Source organism: Mesorhizobium sp. GW821-FHT04C10 (genome assembly GCF_059420305.1).
In genome coordinates this window covers 5,735,611-5,756,425 of sequence record NZ_JBWKTL010000001.1, presented here as the reverse complement: position 1 = coordinate 5,756,425, position 20,815 = coordinate 5,735,611, and the positions used below count along the sequence as shown (strand labels likewise).

14 protein-coding genes are annotated in these 20,815 nt (G+C 63.6%); 9 read left to right on the top strand and 5 right to left on the bottom strand.

From position 1 onward, the window contains the following. Positions 1-21: 21 nt before the first annotated feature. Positions 22-561 carry an Lrp/AsnC family transcriptional regulator gene (locus AC07UC_RS28025; protein WP_202323435.1) on the top strand — a complete coding sequence of 180 codons (540 nt, stop codon included), beginning with the start codon at positions 22-24 and terminating at the stop codon, positions 559-561. A 10-nt stretch (positions 562-571) separates the two neighbouring features. Here AC07UC_RS28025 and mtnA read toward each other — a convergent pair whose 3' ends face one another. Then, the gene (gene mtnA, locus AC07UC_RS28020) at positions 572-1,666 is read right to left on the bottom strand and encodes an S-methyl-5-thioribose-1-phosphate isomerase (RefSeq protein WP_140769170.1); all 1,095 of its coding nucleotides are present in this window, start codon (positions 1,664-1,666) and stop codon (positions 572-574) included. Next, positions 1,663-2,937 carry an S-methyl-5-thioribose kinase gene (gene mtnK / locus AC07UC_RS28015; protein WP_494908090.1) on the bottom strand — a complete coding sequence of 425 codons (1,275 nt, stop codon included), beginning with the start codon at positions 2,935-2,937 and terminating at the stop codon, positions 1,663-1,665. The genes mtnA and mtnK overlap by 4 nt, the downstream gene beginning before the upstream one ends. 137 nt (positions 2,938-3,074) lie before the next feature. Here mtnK and AC07UC_RS28010 point away from each other — a divergent pair, with 137 nt between their 5' ends. From AC07UC_RS28010 to AC07UC_RS28000, 3 genes are all read left to right on the top strand, one after another. Next, a complete protein-coding gene (locus AC07UC_RS28010) occupies positions 3,075-4,586 on the top strand; it encodes a sugar ABC transporter ATP-binding protein (RefSeq protein WP_494908089.1) in 1,512 nt (503 codons plus the stop codon). Positions 4,587-4,667: 81 nt separating this feature from the next. Further along, on the top strand, positions 4,668-5,663 hold the full coding sequence (locus AC07UC_RS28005) for an ABC transporter permease (protein ID WP_202323432.1): 996 nt from the start codon (positions 4,668-4,670) through the stop codon (positions 5,661-5,663). A 48-nt stretch (positions 5,664-5,711) separates the two neighbouring features. Beyond that, the gene (locus AC07UC_RS28000) at positions 5,712-6,764 is read left to right on the top strand and encodes a substrate-binding domain-containing protein (RefSeq protein WP_140769162.1); all 1,053 of its coding nucleotides are present in this window, start codon (positions 5,712-5,714) and stop codon (positions 6,762-6,764) included. 67 nt (positions 6,765-6,831) lie between these two features. Here AC07UC_RS28000 and AC07UC_RS27995 read toward each other — a convergent pair whose 3' ends face one another. Next, the gene (locus AC07UC_RS27995; protein WP_494908088.1) at positions 6,832-8,886 is read right to left on the bottom strand and encodes a bifunctional aldolase/short-chain dehydrogenase; all 2,055 of its coding nucleotides are present in this window, start codon (positions 8,884-8,886) and stop codon (positions 6,832-6,834) included. Between the two features lie 87 nt (positions 8,887-8,973). After that, positions 8,974-9,939, bottom strand: a complete 966-nt coding sequence (locus AC07UC_RS27990) for a sugar-binding transcriptional regulator (RefSeq protein ID WP_494908087.1) — start codon at positions 9,937-9,939, stop codon at positions 8,974-8,976. A 201-nt stretch (positions 9,940-10,140) separates the two neighbouring features. On the opposite strand from AC07UC_RS27990, the gene AC07UC_RS27985 reads away from it, so the two are divergent. From AC07UC_RS27985 to AC07UC_RS27965, 5 genes are all read left to right on the top strand, one after another. Further along, complete coding sequence (locus AC07UC_RS27985) at positions 10,141-11,781, top strand: acyl-CoA synthetase (RefSeq protein ID WP_494908086.1); 1,641 nt, start codon at positions 10,141-10,143, stop codon at positions 11,779-11,781. A 439-nt stretch (positions 11,782-12,220) separates the two neighbouring features. Further along, the gene (locus AC07UC_RS27980) at positions 12,221-12,826 is read left to right on the top strand and encodes a TetR/AcrR family transcriptional regulator (protein WP_140769152.1); all 606 of its coding nucleotides are present in this window, start codon (positions 12,221-12,223) and stop codon (positions 12,824-12,826) included. A 48-nt stretch (positions 12,827-12,874) separates the two neighbouring features. Next, positions 12,875-14,017 (top strand): efflux RND transporter periplasmic adaptor subunit, encoded by a 1,143-nt coding sequence (locus AC07UC_RS27975; RefSeq protein ID WP_494908085.1) that lies wholly within the window; start codon positions 12,875-12,877, stop codon positions 14,015-14,017. A 243-nt stretch (positions 14,018-14,260) separates the two neighbouring features. Continuing rightward, a complete protein-coding gene (locus AC07UC_RS27970; RefSeq protein ID WP_494908084.1) occupies positions 14,261-17,401 on the top strand; it encodes an efflux RND transporter permease subunit in 3,141 nt (1,046 codons plus the stop codon). Between the two features lie 192 nt (positions 17,402-17,593). Next, positions 17,594-18,949 carry an LLM class flavin-dependent oxidoreductase gene (locus AC07UC_RS27965; RefSeq protein ID WP_494908082.1) on the top strand — a complete coding sequence of 452 codons (1,356 nt, stop codon included), beginning with the start codon at positions 17,594-17,596 and terminating at the stop codon, positions 18,947-18,949. Positions 18,950-19,023: 74 nt separating this feature from the next. Here AC07UC_RS27965 and AC07UC_RS27960 read toward each other — a convergent pair whose 3' ends face one another. Continuing rightward, positions 19,024-20,733, bottom strand: coding sequence for a trimethylamine N-oxide permease (locus AC07UC_RS27960; RefSeq protein WP_494908081.1), 1,710 nt, complete (start codon positions 20,731-20,733; stop codon positions 19,024-19,026). Positions 20,734-20,815 lie beyond the last annotated feature (82 nt).

The window sequence follows — 20,815 nt, the reverse complement described above, 5'->3', positions numbered from 1 at the left end:
GTGGCAATCGGGATTGTCGATATGGATGAAGAAACAGATACCATTCCGCGGAACATGCCGGCGCCCCGCGATGTCGACGCAATTGACCGAAAGATATTAGGCGTTCTCGTCGACGATGCCACGGTCAGTTATGCAGAACTCGGCGATCGGGTCGGGCTTTCGCCGCCAGCCGCGCATGAGCGGGTCAAGCGCCTTCGGCGCAGCGGCGCCATTCGTGGCACGGCCGCGATCATCGACCCCAAGGCGGTGAAGAAGCCGCTGCTGGCCTTCGTGCATATCGACACCAGGGGCTGGGGCAAGACCCCGGAACTGATGGCGGTTTCGCAATATCCGGAAGTCGAGGAGATCCACACCGTCGCCGGCGACACCTGCATGTTGCTGAAGGTCCGCACCGAAGATACGAGGGCGCTGGAAGGCCTGCTCGCTCGCCTCTACGAAACGCCCGGCGTCACCTCGACCCGCAGCTATGTGGTGCTGTCGACCTATCTCGAGCGCCCGGTGCAGCCTGGCGTCACCGCGCAATGGCCAACGCCCAACCACATGAGCAAGCCGCTGTATTAATCGGCTACGGCTACGCCCGCTCCGGGAACATCGCTTTCAAGCCTTCGCGCGATGCCTTGGCGATGCCGCGTTCGGTGATCAAGCCCGTCACCAGCCGCGCCGGGGTCACGTCGAAGGCCGGGTTCGCCGCGGGCGTCGCTTCGGGTGAGATGCGCACCTGGGCGATCTCGCCGCCGGCGGTCTTGCCCCAGACCAGCGAGACCTCGTCGGCCGAGCGCTGCTCGATCGGAATCTCGTTCAGCCCATCATGCACCGTCCAGTCGATGGTCGGCGAGGGCAGCGCGACATAGAACGGCACGTTGTTGTCGGCGGCGGCGAGCGCCTTCAGATAAGTGCCGATCTTGTTGCAGACATCGCCGTCGGCGGTGGTCCGGTCGGTGCCGACGATGACCATGTCGATCGCGCCGCGCTGCATCAGATGGCCGCCGGCATTGTCGACGATCAGTGTGTGCGGTACGCCGTGGCCTGCCATCTCCCAGGCGGTAAGCTGGGCGCCCTGGTTGCGCGGGCGGGTCTCGTCGACATAGACGTGGACCGGAATACCGGCTTCGGTTGCCAGATAGATCGGCGCGGTGGCGGTGCCGTAGTCGACTGTCGCCAGCCAGCCGGCATTGCAATGCGTCAGGATGTTGACCGTCTCGCCCGGCTGCTTGCGCGCCGCGATCGCCTTGATGACGGCAAGACCGTTCTCGCCGATGGCGCGGTTCAGTCCGACATCCTCGTCGGCGATCTCACCGGCGCGTCGATAGGCGGCTTCGGCGCGTTGTTCTTTTGGCAGTGGCTTGAGGAAGCGCCGCATCTCGTCGAGCGCCCAACGCAGGTTGATCGCCGTTGGGCGCGTCTCGTGCAGCGTCTCCCATACGGCATCGAGCGCTTCGTCGGACGGGTCGTCGGCCATCTGCAGGGCAACACCGTAGGCGGCGGTGACGCCGATCAGCGGCGCGCCGCGCACCCACATGTCGCGGATGGCGGTGGCGATGCCGGAAACCGTGCCGATCGTCTCGATGCGGAAATCATGTGGCAGCCAGCGCTGGTCGATAATGTCAACCGAACGTCCGTCGTCGCTCAGCCAGATGGTGCGATAGTGGCGCTCGCCGACGTTCAAATGCTGCTCTCCTGTTCGATCAGCGCGGCCAGATTGTTGACCTCGTCGATGCTATGTATCTGGCGCCGGTTGACGGCGATGTGACGGCCGAATTTGAGCGCCTTCGCCTCGCAGGAGGCGCGCAGATCCTCGTCGGCAATGGTCTCGAAATCGGCATTGTGGGCGAGGCCGAGGATGCGCCTGTGCACCTCGATGCCGGCAAAGCCGAGAAGATCGGTCCAGATCTGGTGCAGCACATGATCGAGCGCCTGCTCCGCGGCGAGTATGTCGCCCTGATCCTCGAACAGGCTTTTTTGATAGAGCATCCCGGTGCGCTCGGTGCGCCACAGATGCGAGAACTCGGCGCGGAACACCGCCCATGTCTGTGCGGTGACCCCGAGCAGATAGGTGCGCATGGCGTCGCGCTTGCCGTTCTGCTCATGCCCGCGCTGCGAGAAGAAGGACATCCAGAAATTGGCGAGCAGCATGCCGACATCGAAGGCCATCGGCCCGTAGAAGGCGAACTCCGGATCGATCATCCGGGTCTGCGTGTCCGTGACCATGATCGAGCCGGAATGCAAATCGCCATGCAGCAGCGTCTCGGCATTGGCGGCGAAGATGTGCTTCAGCCGTTGCGCCTCGACCTTGAGGTCGCGGTCGGCACGCAGATCTGCGACCAGACCGTCGAGTTGCGGCGAGGTATGCCGGTTCAACTTGGCGTCGAAATAGGGATCGGAGAACACCAGGTTCTCGGTGATGTCGCAGAGGTCGACATTGTCGGCGAACAGCGCCAGATCGGCCTTGCGATCCCTGGTCACCATCGACAGGTCGGACCCGCGAAACAGCGTACGGGCCATGAGCAGGCCGATATCCCTGGCAATGTTGGGCAACTGGCGCCCGTCGATCAGGGCGCGCCTGAGAATGGTGTGTGGCGGCGCCAGATACTCCATGATGATCAGCGCCTGGCCTTCATCGAAATGATAGATCGCCGGCACCGAGCCCGGCGCGCGCGCCTCCTGGCGGGTCAGCGCGTGATACTCGAAGAAGGAGCGCTTCAGCGGCAGCGGCCAGCTGTCGCCGACCAGCCGGACATAGGGCAGGGCCTGCTTGACGATGGCGCCGCCGCCGGCGCCCTCGACGATGAACACCAGGTTCAGATTGCCGTCGCCGACTTCGCGAACCTTCCATTGCGTCGTGTCCTTGCCGATCTTCGCGCACAGCGCCTCGTTCGTGCCGAGGCGCGTAGCAAGCGTCTCCACCGACAGTGCTTCGAACGGCAATTTCCCAGTCATTCGTCTCCCTCCCGCCTGTGCGCTCCGATCATAACGGAGCCTTAGCGGCGGGGCCAAGCTAGGAAGCTGTCTGGCAATTGTCAATCGTGTTGACAATTGCCGATATTGACCATAGCGTCGAGGTCAGGGAGGAACGCATGGTCGGCAATGCCGTGTTCCGCGTAGAGGGACTGAGGAAATCCTTTGGCCGCAACGAGGTGCTTGGCGGCATCGCGCTTGAGCTGCATTCCGGCGAAGTCACCGTGCTGATGGGCGCCAACGGCGCCGGCAAATCCACCCTCGTCAAGATCATCAGCGGCGTCTACGAGCGTGGCGGCGGCACCATGACGCTTGCCGGGCAGGACTTTGCGCCGAACACGCCGGCGGAAGCGATCCGCTCCGGCGTCGTCACCGTGCATCAGAACATCAATGACGGTGTCGTGGCCGACCTCGATGTCGCCACCAACCTGACGCTCGACAGGCTGAGCGGCAAGGGCGCGCCGACCCTGTTCAATCCGGCCCGGGTGCGCCGCGAGGCCAAGGCCGTCGCCGACCGCATGGGGTTGGTCATCGATCTCAAGGCCCGCGTCAACGACCTTTCGCTGGCCGATCGCCAGATGGTGGCGATCGCACGCGCCCTGGCGCACCAGCCGAAGGTGCTGATCCTCGACGAGCCGACCTCCTCGCTCTCCAGCGCCGAAGCCGATAGGTTGTTCGCCCTGGTCGACAGGCTGCGCGAGCAGGGTGTGGCGATCCTCTACATCTCGCACCGCATGTCTGACATCAGGCGGCTTGCCGATCGCATCGTCTCCGTGCGTGACGGCATCGTTTCAGGTGCCTTCGACACCAAGCCGCTCGATTATGAAGGCGCGGTCAATGCCATGCTCGGCCGCAAGATCCATCTCGACCAGATCGTTGCCAGAAGTTCCGCCAAGCCGGTCCTGACCGTTGAAGGCCTGCGTATAGGGCAGGGCGCCAGGCCGATCTCGCTGACGCTTGGCGATGGCGAGGTCGTCGCCATCACCGGCCTCGTCGGTGTCGGCAAGACCGCTTTTGCCGAAACACTGTTCGGTGTGCGCAAGCCGCTGTCGGGTACGATGACGATGAACGGCCGGCCCTACGCGCCGCGATCTGCAGGCGATGCGATCGCGGCCGGCGTTTTCCTCGTCGCCAAGGACCGCGCCACCAGCGGCATTGTCGGCGGCTTCAACATCGAGCGTAATGTCAGCCTGCCGTTCCTGAAGCGGATGTCGAATCTGAGCGTGCTCAAGCGCCGGCTCGAACGCACGACCGCGCGCCGGCAGATCGAGGAGCTCAGCATCGTCTGCCGCTCCGAGAAGGACGAAATGTCGGCACTGTCGGGCGGCAACCAGCAGAAGGTGATGGTCGCCCGCTGGATGGCGCAGAACGCCGCGCTGTTCATCCTCGACGAGCCGTTTCAGGGCGTCGATATCTCGGCCAGGCGCGACATCGCCGCCAAGCTCAGGGCAAGCGCCCCTGGCCGCGCGACGCTTTTGTTCGTCACCGAACTCGACGAGGCGCTGGAGACGGCCGACCGCATCCTGGTGATGTCGGAACACACGATCGTCGGCGAACACCGCAACGCCGAAGTCGATCTCGATCGCCTGCTGGCCGAGGTCGCCGGCGGGCCGCTGCACAGCGCTGCCTGAGCGTGGCGGTCGATAGAATTGGAATGGAGAGACCATGGGTTCGAGTTGGGTAAAGTGGGCAGCGGCGCCGGGGTGCGCTGAATGACGCTGCGCGACTACGCAATCCGCTACGGGTTCATCGTCCTGCTGGTCGGGCTCGTCGCCTATTTCGCGATCGCGGCCGACGGTTTCGTCTCGCCGCAAAGTGCCGTCTTCATCTTCCAGTCCGTCGCCATCACCGGCGTGCTGGCGCTCGGCGTCACCGCCACGCTGGTCGTCGGCGGCTTCGACCTGTCGATCGGCTCGGTCGCCACATCGGCCATGATGGCGGCTGCCTATGTCATGGTGGTGCTGGAGCAGAATGCCCTCGTCGCCGTGGTCGTCTGCCTGCTCATCGGTGCCATTGTCGGCCTCATCAATGGCTGGCTGATCGTCTACATGCGCGTGCCGGACCTGCTCGCCACGCTCGGCATGATGTTCCTGCTTGTCGGTTTGCAGCGCATCCCGACCGAGGGCCGCTCGATCGCCACAGGCATGACCATGCCCGACGGTTCGGTCGCCAACGGCAAATTCTCCGACGCCTTCCTTGCGCTCGGCCGCCACCGCTTCGATTTCTTCATCCCGAACCTCATTCCGGTGTCGGTGGTCGTGCTGCTGGTGCTTGCCGTGCTGATCTGGTTCTTCCTCGAATACACGCGCTTCGGGCGGATGATGTATGCGGTCGGCAGCAATGAGCGCGCCGCTGAACTCGCCGGCGCGCCTGTCAAGGCATACAAGATCTGGGCCTACGTTATTTCAGGAGTTTTTGCCTCGATCGGCGGCATTTTGCTCGCGGCTCGGCTTGGACGCGGCGATATCGCCTCGGGTAATAATTTGCTGCTCGATGCGGTCGCCGCGGCGCTGATCGGTTACGCGGTGCTTGGCGCCGCCAAGCCGAACGCCTTCGGCACCGCCGTCGGCGCGCTGTTCGTCGGCATCCTGCTGCAAGGCCTGACGATGATGAACGCGCCTTACTACACGCAGGATTTCGTCAAGGGCGTGGTTCTGGTCGTCGCCCTTGTCTTCACCTTTGCCTTGTCGGGCAGGGGCCGGAGATAGTTTCGGCCGGATAGGATTTTGGGCTCAACAAGAGTGGAGGAAAACAAGGTGAACATCACAAGAAGACTTCTGGGGAAGGTCGCGCTCGGGCTGGCCGGCGCAACCATGCTGATGCAGGTCCCGGCTCTTGCCGCGGACAAGCCGGCGCCGTTCGACAAGCCCGGCGTCAAGATCGCGCTGGTGCGCTATCTCTCGACCGGCGACTTCTTCCAGGCCTATCTCTCGGGCGTCGAAGCGCAGTCGAAAGCGCTCGGCATCGACCTGCGCGTGCTCGACAGCCGCCAGGACGCCGCCCTCCAGTCCGACATGGTCGACCAGGCGATCGCGCTCGGCGTGCAGGGCATCATCATCCAGCACGGCCTGACGGAATCGATGAAGGACGCTGCCCAGCGCGCTGTCGATGCCGGCATCAAGGTGGTGGCTTTCGACGTCAATGTCGAAAACCCCAAGATCCCGCAGATCGAACAGTCGGACAAGGACCTCGCCCGCCTCGCGCTCGAGCAGGCGGTCAAGGACAATGGCGAAAGCTGGAATGCCGGCTATGTCTATGTCGCCGGCATCGCGCCGCTCGACCGCCGCAACGAGACCTGGGTCGATGTGAAGAAGAAATATGCGGGCATCAAGGAAGTGGCCATGTTCGGCACACTCGACAATCCGATCGCCAACTCCGTCGCCAACCAGGCGCGTTCGGTGCTGTCGGCTCATCCCGACATCAAGGTGATGTTCGCCCCCTATGACGAATTCGCCAAGGGCGTGAAGATCGCCGTCGACGAAGCGGGTCTCAACAAGGGCATCAAGATCTATTCGGCCGATATCTCGACTTCGGATATCGCGGCGATGCGCGAGCCCGACAGCGCCTGGGCAGCGACCGCGGCGACCAACCCGGCCGTTGTCGGCCAGGTCTCGGTGCGCGCTCTGGCACAGCTGCTCGCCGGTGAGGACCCCGGCCACAACGTCATCGTGCCGCCGACGCTGATCACCCAGAAGGAACTGATCGACAAGGACATCAAGAACATGGAAGACCTGTCGGCCAAGCTGCCGCAATTCGCCCATGCTGATGTCGCCATGCCGGCCTGGATGCCGAACCCGAACGCCAAGTAAGGGTCGTCACGACAGATATGAAAAGGGCGGCCCGTGAGCCGCCCTTTTTGTTGTCAGCCGTAAATGCCTACCGCAGCGCCGCCGCGATGTTGCCGCCGTCGACGGTCGTCACGTCAGCGGTGGTGCGTTCGGCCAGCGCGTGATGCAGGAAGGCCTGTGCCACGTCCTGTGCCGTCACTTCCTGGCCGAGCAGATTGCCGGACATGTACTCCTTCTCCGAGACGCCGCGCGCGCCGGAGCGGCTGGCGATCATGGCGTCGGTCAGAAGGCCGGACCGGATGCGATCGGCGTTGACGGCGTTGGAGCGGATGCCGTGGGCGCCGTAGTCGAGCGCATATTGCCTGGACAGGAACAAAGTCGCCGCCTTCGGTACGCCATAGGCGCCGAATTTCGGGCCGGGGTTTACCGCCTGCTTGGAGGTGTTGAACAAAAGCGCCCCGCCTGTGCCCTGTTCGAGCATGATGCGCACCGCGTTCTGCGCCGCCGACTGGTGGGCGAAGAAATTGAGTTCGAAGCTCTTGCGCAGAAGCGCATCGTCGAGCTCGCCGATCCGGCCTTCCCAGGCAGCCCCTGCATTGGAGACCAGGATGTCGACGCCGCCGAAGACGGCAACCGCTTTGTCGAAGGCGGCACGCACCTGGGCCGGATCGGTGATGTCGGCGGCGACGCCGATCGAATTGTTGCCGGCCTTCTTGGCGGCATCAGCAGCCTTGTCGGCATCGAGATCGACAACGACGGCATGGGCGCCATTGTCGGCGAACAGTTTTGCCGTTGCCGCCCCGATCGCGCCGGCACCGCCGGTGATCAGCACCACCTGGCCGGTCAGCCGCTTCGGCTTGTTGGAGGCGAGCTTGGCCTGTTCCAGCGACCAGTATTCCAGCGGGAACAAGTCGGCCTTGGACAGCGGATGGAACCGTCCGACCGCTTCCGCGCCGCGCACCGCCTCGATCCACATTTCGCCGACGTCGGAAGCGATTTTGGCATCCTTCAGCGTGCGGCCATGGCCGAACATGCCGAGCCCCGGCACCAGTGTCAGGCGCGGCATCGGGTCGAGCATGATGCGCTTGACATCGTCGAGCGCGTCATTGGTCTCGAAATAGGCGCGATAATCCTTGGCGAACGCGTCGACATGGCTCTTGATGACGGCCTTGTAGTCGCCGGCCTTGTCGGCATCGGGCGCCGGCACCGCCATCGGGCCTGTCTTGATGCGGATCGACAGATCCGGTGTCGACACGCCGCGTCCGGCATAGTCGGCGATCGCGGCCGAGTTGATGAAATCGACGATCGCGTCCGAGGTGCGGAAGTCAGAGATCATGCGGTCGAAGCGGCCTTCGCCGCGTGACACCGCGACGGCGCCGCGCAGCATCGGAGCAATGGAGGCCGGCGTCGCGAGCCTTGCCGGCAGCGCGGCCTTTGCCGCCTTCGGCTTGGCGTGCTTGGCCACATAGTCCTCGGCGACGTTCACATAGTGGATCATCCGGTCGTAGGCCTGCCTGGCGTCGTCGCCGAAGGTGAAGATGCCGTGCTTGTCGAGGATCAGGCCTTCAACGGTCGGGTCGGCATCGAAGACGTCGGCGGCCGCCTTGGCAAGGTCGAAGCCTGGCATGATGTAGGGCACGTAGCCCATCTTGCTGCCGAAGACCGTCTTCACCAACGGCTTCGAGTCTTCCTGGTCGACGATTGCCAGGATCGCGGTCGAATGGGTGTGGTCGACGAATTTGTGCGGCAGGAAGGCATGCAGCAACGTTTCGACCGAGGGATTGGGCGAGGACGGATCGATCAGGTTCGCCCGCTGCAGCGCCACCATGTCCTCGTCGGAGAGCTTGTCCAGCGCGCGCGCCTTGAGCAGGGCGCCCATCTTGACCGCCGGCAGGCCTTGCGGCTCGATGACGGCCATGTCCCAGCCGCTGCCCTTGACGCACAGCACGTCCCATTCATCGCCGACGAGGTCGGTCGCCTTGATCTTGCAGGAAGTGTTGCCGCCGCCATGCAGGACCAGTTGCGGCACGCCGCCCAGCAGCCGCGTGGTGTAGACGCGCAAGGCCAGGTCGCGGCCGACGCCCTTCTTGGCATAGTCGGCAACAAGTTTCTCGGCCGCTTCGTCGTTCCACAGATTCTTCATGTTCGCTTCGTCCAGTTGCTGTCTTGGGTGGTGAAACAGGAATGCCGCGACGCCTTGATGACAATGCGCCGGCGAATGGTTGCTTATTCAGGATGCCTTTTGGGTTGCCGCTCCGGCATGATCGAGCAGCCGCTGCGCCATGTGCGCGCCGACCACCAGATGCGTGCAAAGCCCGCCGGTGATAGCCGCGAGCAGCGGTTCGAACTTGCTGTCCTCCTGCACCACCATCAGGCGCCTGGCGATGGCGCGCAGCGAGGCAAGCTCGGCGGAGATCACCCGGCGGTTGTAGCTGCAGTCGAGCACCTTGCCCTCGGCGTCGATGATCTGCCCGGCAATGACGCCAGCGGCACCTCGGCTGCGCAACTCCGCCATCTCGCCCGGTGTCAGCGCGCCGCATTTGACCAGATGGCTCTCGGCGTCGACCGCGCCGACCGAGTAGAGGGCGAGATCGCAGTCCTTGATTCCCGACAACTGCTCGCGGATCACCGGTTCGTCCCGCAGCGCGCGCGCCAGCTCTTCCGTCGACAGCACCAGCGGCGCATAGAAGTTCAACCCCTTGGCGTTGAGCCGACGCGCGATTTCCATGGTGCACTGGTCGGGCCGATAGGAGTAGGGCGCGCCGAGATTGCCGCAGAGCTGCACCACCGTGACATCCTGCAGGTCGGCATAGGACATGATGTCTGCGATCATGTAGACTGTGCGGCCCCAGGCGACGCCGATGCGGTCGCCCTTCTTGACCAGTTCCAGAAAGACGCTCGCCGCCAGCACGGCGATGTCAGTCGAAGGGTCCGGGATATGGCCGTTCTCCGGCGCGATCCAGACCGCGTCGAGGCCCAGCGCGTCCTCGAGCTTGCGCGCCATGACATCGTCGGTGAACAACTGGGTCGAGGTCGAGATGTTGACGATGCCGGTCTCGCGCGCCTTGCGCAGATACATGGCCACCGAAGCACGGGAAATGTTAAGCTGGCTCGCAACCTGGTCCTGCCGCAGACCATGCGCGTAGTAGAGCCAGGCGGCCTTGTGAATGAGCTGTTCTGCCGGTCGGATCGCCATGCCGTCTCCTCGGCTGACATTAGTCACGGCTCTCGACAAAAGTCAAATTCGGATGCGGGGACACGATCGTCTCTCGGCAAGGTTCATCCGGGATCGCCGTTCTACAAAGCCTGGATAGCATAGCATTTTCGGCCATCCGGGGGATGGCCTGACGAGAGTCCTAAGGTTAGAAAGTTCGAAAAGAACTTTGGGGAGAACGGGATGGGCAATCCCTACGAACAGGATCTCGACAGGAACGCGGCCAACCACCAGCCGCTGACGCCGCTTACCTATCTGGAGCGCGCGGCAAAGACCTATCCCGACCACGTTGCCATCATCCATGGCGGCCAGCGCATCTCCTATCGCGAATTCTGGCGCCGCTCGCTGAAGCTCGCATCGGCGCTTCGGAAGCGCAGCATCGGCAAGGGCGACACGGTCACCGTCATGCTGTCCAACACGCCGCCAATGCTGGAGGCGCATTTCGGCGTGCCGATGACCAAGGCGGTGCTGCATTCGCTCAACACCCGCCTCGACGCCGCGGTCATCGCCTTCCAACTCGACCATGCCGAGACCAAGGTGCTGATCGTCGACCGTGAATTCTCAGGTGTCGTCCGGCAGGCGCTTGATCTGGCCAAGGTCAAGCCGCTGGTCATCGACTACGATGATCCCGAATACGCCGCCGACGCGCCCTATCCGAAAGGCGAGCGGATCGGCGCATCGGACTATGAGGATTTTGTCGCCGGCGGTGACGAGGATTTCGCCTGGTCGATGCCCGACGATGAATGGGACGCCATCTCGCTCAACTACACCTCGGGCACGACAGGCAATCCGAAGGGCGTCGTCTACCACCATCGTGGTGCCGCCCTGATGGCCTATACCAACACCATCCATGCAGGCATGGCCAAGCACGCCGTCTATCTCTGGACGCTGCCGATGTTCCATTGCAATGGCTGGTGCTTCCCGTGGACGCTGGCCGTCCAGGCCGGCACCCATGTCTGCCTGCGCTGGGTGCGGCCGAAGCCGATCTACGATGCGATCGCCGATCACGGCGTCACCCATCTTTGCGGCGCGCCGGTCGTCATGTCGGTGCTGATCAATGCCCGGGACGAGGACAAGCGTGAGTTCCCGCAGATCGTCACGTTCAACACCGCGGCCGCTCCGCCGCCGGAAGCCGTGCTGTCGGGCATGGCCGATGCCGGCTTTGCCGTCACCCACCTCTACGGCCTGACCGAGACCTATGGTCCGGCCGTGGTCAACGAATGGCACGGTGAATGGGACGGTCTGGCAAAAGGCGAGCGCAGCGCCAAGAAGGCAAGGCAGGGCGTCCGCTACGCAGCGCTCGAAGGCCTTACCGTCATGGACCCCGAGACGATGCAGACGACGCCGGCCGACGGAGAGACGATCGGCGAGGTGATGTTCCGCGGCAATATCGTCATGAAGGGTTATCTGAAGAACCGCAAGGCAAGCGACGAAGCCTTCGCCGGCGGCTGGTTCCACTCCGGCGATCTCGGCGTCATGCATCCCGACGGCTACATCCAGCTTAAGGACCGTTCCAAGGACATCATCATCTCGGGTGGCGAGAACATTTCCTCTATCGAGGTCGAGGACGCACTCTACAAACACCCATCCGTTGCCTCTTGTGGCGTGGTGGCGCGCCATGATGACAAGTGGGGCGAAGTGCCCGTGGCCTATGTCGAACTGAAGCCCGGCAAGACCGCGACCGAAGCGGAGATCATCGAGCACTGCCGTGCGCTGCTTGCCCGCTTCAAAGTGCCGAAAGCCGTGATTTTCGCCGAAATCCCGAAGACGTCGACGGGCAAGATCCAGAAGTTCCGGCTGCGGGAGATGGCCAAGGGGACGTAGCTGTACCGTCATTCTTGCTCTGGCCTCGACAATTTGTCGCGCACCTGCCTGACTTCGTCATCCTAGGGTGGAGCAGTCGCGAAGCGACGTCGCGGAAACCCTGGGATCCATGCCGCGACCTAGCGGCCGTGCTCCAACGGCTCTTCGCAGGCTGTCGGAGCTGAGCCGCGTAACGCTTTGATCCGCCTCATTCTTCGGCAGACGCCGCGGCATGGATCCTAGGGTCTGCGCCGCGTCGCTACGCTCCTTGCTCCGCTCTAGGATGACGAATTCATGGGGCGGCGTCGCCAATCGCGAGCGCACCGGTTGTCGCACCTGCCCCTTTGTCACCATCTGTCACCAATTATACGCGTACGTCGATTTCGCGTTGACATCGCCCTGTCTTCAATTTACGACTGACGAAAATTGAAATTCGTCACTCGTAAAACGACAGGGACCCATGTCCGAAGCCGCCAACATCATGGTCGATGCCGCCAGGCAGGAGAATGTGACACGCATTCTCGACTGCGCCGAGCGCCTGTTCCGGCACTATGGCTACGGCAAGACGAATGTCGCGGACATCGCCCGCGAACTCGGCATGTCGCCGGCCAACATATACCGTTTCTTCGCCTCCAAGGTTGAAATCCACCAGGCCGTCTGCGGCCGGATGCTCGGCGCCAGCTACAAGATGGCTTACGAGATCATGCACCTGCCGATCAGCGCGGAAGAGCGGCTGCGTCGCTACATTCACGCCCAGTACAAGATGACGCTCGAGACCATGCTCGACGAGCAGAAGGTCCATGAGATGGTCATCGTCGCGCTCGAACGCGACTGGAGCGTCATCGACAAGCACGTCAACAGCATTCACGACCTGTTCGCCGAGGTGATCCGCGAGGGCGTCGAGACCGGCGAGTTCAGGGAGCAGGATCCCGAAGCCGCCTCGCGCTGCTTTGGCGCCGCCACCGTCATCCTCTGCCACCCGCAGATGGTGGCGCAGTGCCTTGCCAAGACCAACCGGGCAATGCCCGACGAACTTATCGACTACGCCATCAGAGCCTTGAAATAGCCGCCGGTCGCCGGTGTCGACAGTCCGCCTTTAGTCGGGAGTACCACGATGTCTTTGTCCAATTCCATCATCCGCCGGTTGCCGGTCGCGGGCTTGGTCGTTGCAGGGCTCACGCTTGCCGGCTGCAGCCAGGAGAAGGCCGAGGTCAAGGAGATCATCCGCCCGGTCAAGGTCGTCGAGATTGCCCAGGCTCACGATACCCGCACGCTCTCCTATTCCGGTTCGGTGCGAGCCCGCACCGAAAGCGCGCTGGCTTTCCGTGTCAACGGCAAGATCACCGAGCGCCTTGTCGACATCGGCCAGCACGTGGCGCCGGGCGATGTGCTCGCCCGCATCGATCCCACCGACTACGACTTGTCGGTCAAGAGCGCGCAGGCAGCCCTCGATGCCGCCGAACGGCAGGTCGAGACGACAGAGCTTGCGCGCAAGCGCGCCGAGCAGCTTTTCGCCAAGAACTTCTCGCCGAAATCGCAGCTCGAACAGGCGACGCTGACCTATGACCAGGCGGTCGCCACGCGCGACTCCGCCCGTTCGTCGCTTGCACAGGCCAAGAACCAGGTCGGCTATACAGACCTCAAGGCCGACAAGGACGGCATCGTCACGGCGGTGAACGCCGATGTCGGCCAGGTGGTCGGCTCCGGTGCGCCGGTGGTCACCGTCGCCGTTGACGGCGAGAAGGAAGTGCTGATCGCGGTCCCCGAAATGGAGATCGCCGAGTTCAAGCCGGGCAAACCAGTCAAGGCCGGCTTCTGGTCCGACAACACATTGACGCTCGACGGCAAGGTCCGCGAGGTTGCCGGCAGCGCCGATCCGCAGTCGCGCACCTTCGCCGTCCGCGTCAGCCTGCCCAACGACCAGCGCGTCCTTCTCGGCATGACGGCCAATATCGAGGCGTCGGCGGCCAATGAGAAGCAACTCGTATCGATCCCGCTGAGCGCGTTGGCTGAGAAAGATAGCCAGTCGATCGTCTGGACCGTCGATCGTGGCGCCGACACCGTCCATGCCCGACCGGTGAAGGTTGCCAAGTTCGCCGCCGATGGCGTGCGTGTCGCCGAAGGGTTGAATCCCGGCGATATCGTGGTCGCCGCCGGCACACAGTTCATGACCGAGAATCTGAAGGTGAAACTCGCCGGCGGCATCGCGCAGCAGTCCGCCTCGGCCGATGGCGACGACGCCAGCCGGTTGCGCTGACGACAGACAGGTCGGCCGCGCGTTCCCGCGGCCGCAGGTTTCCGGGCGGCGTGCGCCCGAAGGTCGAGACGTCAAGGCCGATGTACCCCCGCATCGACCCTAGCGTCCCACCGCGATGAGTGTCTCTCCGCTCGGAAAGCCTCGCCGCCCGGAAGCCAGTATCGAACGCAAATGATTTCGTTTTCGCGTGCCGCGCTTCTTCCAAGCATCAGGCGCCGGCAAACAACAAGGTGGACAGCACCGATGACGACCTCCACTGAAGAAAAGCGGCCCTTCAACCTTTCGCGCTGGGCCATCGGCCACCCTTCCATAGCGCGGTTCCTGTTTGGGCTGATCATCATCGCCGGTGCGCTCGGCCTTATGCGCATGGGCCAGAAGGAAGATCCCGACTTCACCTTCCGCGTCATGGTCGTGCAGGCGATCTGGCCGGGTTCCTCGATCCAGGAGATGGAGGACCAGGTCGTCAATAAGATCGAGCGCAAGCTGCAGGAAACGCCGCATCTCGACTTCGTGCGCTCCTTCACCCGCGCCGGCAGCGCCATCATCACGGTGCAGATCAAGGGCGACACCAACGCCGCGGAGGTGACGGATGCCTTCTATCAGGTGCGCAAGAAGGTCGGCGACATATCCGGCGACCTGCCGCAAGGGCTGCTCGGCCCCTATTTCAACGACGAATTCGGCGACACCTTCATCACGCTGCATTCGATCAGCGGCGATGGCTTCTCCTATCCAGAACTGAAGAAATTCGCCATCCAGGCGCGCGATATGCTGTTGACCACGCCCGGCGTCGAAAAGGCCGTCATCATCGGCGACCAGCCGGAAAAGCTCTACATCGACGTCTCGTCCAAGGCGCTGGCCGAACGCGGCCTGACGCTGACCGACCTGCAGAACGCCATCAAGGGCCAGAACAATGTCGATCCGGCCGGTGCCGTCGACACCGGCGTCAATTCGGTGCGCATCTCGGTCGAAGGCGACGTCACCAAGGCCGCCGATATCAGGGAACTGCGCCTGCGCGCCGGCGGCCAGGTCACCAGGCTCGGCGACATCGCCACCGTAACCTCGGGGCTCGAAGATCCCTTCCAGCGCAAATACCGCTTCAACGGTCACGAAAGCGTGCAGCTTGGCGTCGTCATGGCCAAGGGCTTCAAGGTCACCGATGTCGGCAAGGATGTCGAGGCGACCTACAAGCGCTTCGAGGAGGCGTTGCCCTATGGCGTGTCGGTCGACCAGATCTCCGACCAGCCGGGCGTCGTCACGGATGCGGTGGCCGAATTCATGCACGCGCTCGGCGAAGCGCTGCTGATCGTGCTTGTCGTCTCGTTCCTGTCGATCGGCTGGCGTTCCGGCCTGGTCATCGCCATCGCCATTCCGCTGGTGCTCGCAGCCACTTTCGCCATCATGTACGAGCTCGGCATCGACCTGCAGCGCATTTCGCTGGGCGCCCTGATCATTGCACTCGGCCTGCTAGTCGACGACGCCATGATCGTCGTCGAGATGATGGAGCGAAAGCTGGAGGAGGGGCTGGTCAAGATCGAGGCGGCGAGCTTCGCCTATACATCGACCGCTTTCCCGATGCTGACCGGCACGCTGATCACCACCGCCGGCTTCATTCCGGTCGGCTTCGCCGCCTCCACGGCGGGCGAATATGTGCGCACGCTGTTTTATGTCGTCGGCATCGCGCTGATCGTGTCGTGGTTCGTCGCGGTCTATTTCACGCCGTGGCTGGGCAACATGATCCTCAAGCAGCGCAAGCATGCCGGTACCCATCACGATGCCTTCGACACCCGCTTCTACCGCCGGCTTCGCTCGACCGTCGGCTGGGCGGTGCGCCATCGCATCATTGTGCTTGTCATGACGCTGGTAACCTTCGCCACCAGCCTGTGGGCGTTCCAGTTCATTCCGCAGAACTTCTTCCCGCAATCGTCGCGGCCGGAAATCCTCGTCGACCTGTGGCTGCCGGAAGGCACCAGCATCAAGGAGGTCGAGGCTCAGGCCAAGGCGCTTGAGGCCAAGATGATGGACGACAAGGACAAGCGCTTCATCGCTACCTATATCGGCGAAGGCGCGCCGCGCTTCTTCCTGCCGCTCGACCAACAGCTTAGCAATCCGAACTTCGCCCAGATGCTGGTGATGGCCAATGACGAGCCGGCCCGCGAGCGGCTGATCGTCAAGCTGCGCACGGTTCTGGCCGAGGACTTCCCCTCGATCCGTGCCAAGGTGGACCGCCTGTTCCTCGGACCGCCAACCGGCTGGCCAGTGCAGATGCGTGTCATGGGCCCGGATCGCCAGGAGGTGCGCCGCATCGCCGACCAGGTGAAGGCGAAGTTCCGCGAGAATCCGTTGCTCGGCGCGGTCCATGACGACTGGCTCGAACCGGTGCCGGCGATGAAGCTGGTGATCGACCAGGACCGTGCCCGTGCGCTCGGCGTCACCTCGCAGCGCATCCGCCAGATGCTGCAGGCAACCATGTCCGGCGCGCCGCTCGACAACTTCCGCGACGGCGAGGAGACGGTGTCCATCGTCGCCCGCGAGCCGGACGCCAGCCGCAGCCTGCTGTCGTCGGTCGACTCTGTCTATATCCCGACCGATTTCGGCGGCTTCGTGCCGCTGTCGCAGGTGGCCAAGGTGGTACCGGTGCTGGAGCAAGGCATCGAGTGGCGCCGCGACCGCCTGCCGACGATCAGCGTGCGGGCCACGCTGCCCGACGGCGTGCAGTCCAATGACGTGGTCACCAAGATGTACAAGGACATACAAGGCCTGCGCGACGGCCTGGCACCCGGCTACAAGATCGAAATCCAGGGTGGTGCCGAGGATTCGGCCGAAAGCCAGGCGTCCATCGCCGCCAAGGCGCCGATCATGCTGGCCATCATCGTCGTGCTCTTGATGATCCAGCTGCAGAACTTCGGCAAGGCGATGCTGGTGCTGGCCACCGGTCCGCTCGGCATCATCGGTGCGGCCGCGGCCCTTTTGATCAGCGGCGCACCGTTCGGCTTCGTCGCCATTCTCGGCGTCATCGCGCTGCTCGGCATCATCATGCGCAACTCGATCATCCTGGTCGACCAGATCGACCAGGACATCGCCAGAGGCATGGAGCGCTCGGAGGCCATCATCGGTTCGGCCGTGCGCCGTTTCCGGCCGATCGTGCTGACTGCGATGACGGCGGTGCTGGCGCTGATCCCGATCTCGCGCGCCGTGTTCTGGGGGCCGCTCGCCTATGCGATGATGGGCGGCATCGTGGTCGCCACCGTGCTGACCATCCTGGTGCTGCCCGCCGGCTATGCCCTGTTCTTTGGCCGCGAGCCGAAGAAGCGTGGTGTCGACGCCGCGGAAGCATCCGCGACGGAACAGCCGGAAAGGCCGCAACTGGCGCTGGCAGCCGAATAGAGCGGCGCTGATCATCCGCCATCGCTGATGTCGGTGGCGGATGGTCCGGCGCGACGGCTGATCCCATCACGCCGATTAAAATGCTCCCTGGCGCCGATTCTGCAAAACAGAATTCCTTCCCAGCGCGGCCAAGCGGTACCATGCTGAGCGGCACCGGAGCGGCAACGCTCGTCCTTGTCAGAGTGTCTTCCCATGGCAGAAAAGAAGCAATTGCGGCTCGGCGCCTTCATGCGTCCCGTCAGTTTGCACACCGGCGCCTGGCGCTATCCGGGCGCCTATCCCGACGCCAACTTCAACTTCGCGCATCTGAAGCGTTTCGCGCAGACGCTGGAGGCGGCGAAATTCGACGCGTTCTTCATGGCCGATCATCTGGCTGTGCTGAATATGCCGATCGAGGCGCTTCGGCGCAGCCACACGGTGACCTCGTTCGAGCCGTTCACCTTGTTGTCGGCGCTGGCCGCCGTCACCGATCACATCGGGCTGGTCGCCACCGCATCGACGACCTTTGACGCGCCCTATCATATCGCCCGTCGATTCGCGTCACTCGACCATATCAGCGGCGGACGCGCCGGCTGGAACATCGTGACGACGTCCAATCCCGATGCGGCGTTGAATTTCGGGCTGGACGAACATGTCGAGCATGACGAGCGCTATCACCGGGCGCGCGAATTCTACGATGTCGTCACCGGCCTCTGGGACAGCTTTGCCGACGACGCCTTCATCCGCGATGCCGAAAGCGGGCTCTATTTCGACCCCGCCAAATTGCATGTGCTGGACCACAAAGGCGAGCACGTGTCGGTGCGCGGGCCGCTCAACATCGCGCGGCCGGTACAGGGCTGGCCGGTCATCGTGCAAGCCGGCGCGTCGGAAGCCGGGCGGCAGCTGGCCGCGGAAACGGCGGAAGTCATTTTCGCCGCCCATGGTGATCTCGCGTCGGGCCAACGCTTCTTCGCCGATGTCAAAAGCAGGGCGCAGAAACTTGGCCGCTCCCGCGACGATATCAAGATCCTGCCTGGCGCTTTCGTCATTGTCGGCGACAGTGTCGAGGAGGCGCGGGCCAAGCGGGCGAAGCTCGACAGCCTGGTCTACTACGAGAGCGGCATTGCCTCGTTGTCGATCGCTCTTGGACACGACGCGTCGGCCTTTGATCCCGACGCCGCTCTGCCGGAAATACCGGAGACCAATGCCTCGAAGAGCAGCCGCGAGCGCGTCATCGAACTGGCCCGGGATGAAAACCTGACGGTGCGCCAGCTTGCCCAGAGGCTGGGCGGCTATTCCGGCCTTGCTTTCGTCGGCACGCCGAAAACCATTGCCGACGAGATGGAGGAATGGCTGGTCGCCGAGGGATCGGACGGCTTCAACATCATGTTTCCCTATCTGCCCGCAGGGCTCGATGACTTCGTCGAGAAGGTGGTGCCCGAGCTGCAGCGGCGCGGCATCTTCAGGCGGCAGTATGAGGGCTCGACGCTGCGCGAGAATCTCGGCCTGAAGCGGCCGGCCAATCGGTTCTTCGAAGATCCGGAAGCGTCGGTCCGCAAGGCTGGGTGAGGTGAAGCCCCGGCTGGTGGCCGAAAAGTGTCGGGCGCGCCGAAGCGCGCCCGACACTTTTCAAGTTGCCCCTGTCAGATGACGAATATCCAGTTGGCGATCAGCATCACCACCACGCCGGCGACCAGCGTCAGATAGGGCAGCATGCCTGCCTTCTTCACCGAGAGGTCAGTTCCCGTCATGCCGAGATCGGCCAGCATGTGGTCGGGGAACTTGCCCTTGTCCTGGATGTAGTGGCGGAAGCAGAACACCGGAATGATCAGCGCCGCGGTGATCAGCCCGGCCCACAGCGCCATCGGGTTCCACACCTTGGCGCCGGCGCCCATGAAGATCGCGTTGACATAGGCGAAGATCGCTCCGATCCCGAGCAGCCAGGTCGGCGCCTTCCATGGCCGCGCGATATGGCCGTTGTCGATGCGGTGGATCCAGCCGGCATTGAGGTTGAGGAAATTGAAGATGATGTAGCCGCAGTTCGACACGGCGAGGATGAAGAAGAAGCTCGTCGCATCGGCCGAGGCGATGGCCAGTACGATCAGGTTGAAGCAGAGGTCGGTCCACATGGCACGGGTCGGCGCGCCATGCTCGTTGACGTGGCTGAGATAGCGCGGCAGCCAGCCGTCGACAGAGCCCTGGTAGAGCGTGCGCGAGGAGCCGGCCATCGCCGTCATGATGCACAGCACCAGCGCCAGGATCATCAGCATCACCAGCAGGCTGTGGATGATCTTGCCGCCGCCGACCATGCCGGCAAGCGCGTCAGCGACGCCGGAGCCGTCTACGATCGGCGTTGCCAGCATGCCGTTGAGGCCCAGCACGCCCTGGAAGGTGAAGGGCACCAGGATGAACAACAACATGCAGAGCAGGCCGGAATAGAAGATGGCCTTGAAGGTGTCGGTGCCGGGATTCTTGAATTCGGAGGTGTAGCAGACGGCGGTTTCGAAGCCGTAGGTCGACCAGGCGGCAATAAACATGCCGCCGAGCACCAGCGTCCAGCCGGGGATGTTCCATGCGCCTGGGTCTGGCGCATAGGCGGCGGCCAGCGGCACCAGCGGCGAGAAGTTGGCCCAGTTGATCTGCCCGGTGAAGATCGGCACGACGCCGACGATCAGCATCGGGACGATGACCAGCAGGCCGATATATTTCTGCACATTGGCGGTGCCGAGGATGCCGCGATGCTGGATCGAGAAGATGATCAGCATCAGCACCGCGCCGATGAAGAAGGTCGCATTGAAGGTGAAGGAGACCGGACCCAGCGTGTGGCTGTACAGCGTCCAGTTGCGGATTGCCGGCGTCGCGGCGGTCGTCACCGCTGCAATCGCGTCGGCGGGCGCCGTTCCGGCATGCGCTGCGATATAGGCGACGACTTCCGCCGAGGTCTCGGTGAACAGCGGCACCGGCGCCAGCGCATTGAGGATATAGGCGGCCGCGATCGAGCAGCCGAGCGACAGCACCGGCGACCAGGCGAACCAGTTGCACCATACCGACAGCGGCGCAATGAACTTGGAATAGCGCAGCCAGGCCGTGGCGCCGTAGATCGAGGCGCCGCCGGACTTGTTCGGGAACAGGCCGGCGATCTCGGCATAGGTGAAGGATTGCAGGAAACCCATGATCATGGACACCGTCCAGATCAGGAAGGCCAGCGTCCCGGTCGTGCCGGCAATGCCGCCGATCGAAAACAGAACCAGTGCTGGAACGCCGCTTGCCACCCAGAAGGCGCCGCGCCAGTCGATATGCCTGAGCAGCTTGCTCTCGGCAGGCTGCTCCAGGGCCGTACTTATGGTGCTCATGTCAGTGACTTCCCCTTTTTCGATGTTCCCCGCCGGCGATGCCTCGACTTTGCGAAGCTTGCTCCCCGGCCCATGACGTCAC